This is a genomic window from Streptomyces sp. UH6 (genome assembly GCF_013421635.1).
In the GTDB taxonomy this organism is placed as follows: Bacteria; Actinomycetota; Actinomycetes; order Streptomycetales; family Streptomycetaceae; genus Streptomyces; species Streptomyces abyssomicinicus.
Genome location: NZ_JACADT010001472.1, coordinates 1 through 453, shown reverse-complemented (window position 1 = coordinate 453; position 453 = coordinate 1). Strand labels below are relative to the sequence as shown.

General features: G+C 75.5%; 2 protein-coding genes. One reads left to right on the top strand and one right to left on the bottom strand.

Going from position 1 to position 453, the window contains the following annotated elements:
* Positions 1–222, bottom strand: a 222-nt coding sequence (locus HW445_RS34320) for a hypothetical protein (protein ID WP_308800280.1), incomplete at its 3' end; no start/stop codon positions are given.
* Here HW445_RS34320 and HW445_RS32665 point away from each other — a divergent pair.
* On the top strand, positions 157–453 hold a 297-nt coding region (locus tag HW445_RS32665), incomplete at its 3' end, for an SDR family NAD(P)-dependent oxidoreductase (protein ID WP_308800279.1). The two genes, HW445_RS34320 and HW445_RS32665, sit on opposite strands and share 66 nt — an antisense overlap.

The following is a 453-nucleotide window of genomic DNA, read 5'->3' as shown; positions in this document are numbered from 1 at the left end:
GTCCTGATCGACACCGACGGCTCGACGGAGGACCTGGCGGCCCTCGCGGGTCTGGACGAGCCGCAGCTCGCCGTCCGCGCGGGCGAGATCCTCGTCCCCCGGCTGGTTCGCACCACGGTCCCGGCCGAAGCCGCGCTCCCGCCGGTCACCGGCCCCGTGCTGGTCACGGGTGCCGGCGGTGCCCTGGGCGGCCTCGTCGCCCGCCACCTCGTCACCGCGCACGGTGTGCGTGACCTCGTCCTGGTGTCGCGTCGCCCCTCGACCACGCTGGTGGAGGAGCTGCGGGAGCTGGGCGCCGAGGTGCGGTGGGCGTCCTGCGACGTCACCGACCGCGACGCCCTGGCCGCCCTCATCGGCGAACTCACCGCCCCTGACGGCCCCGGCCTCGCCGGTGTCGTTCACGCCGCAGGTGTCGTCGACGACGGTGTCCTGGAATCCCTCACCCCCGAGCGG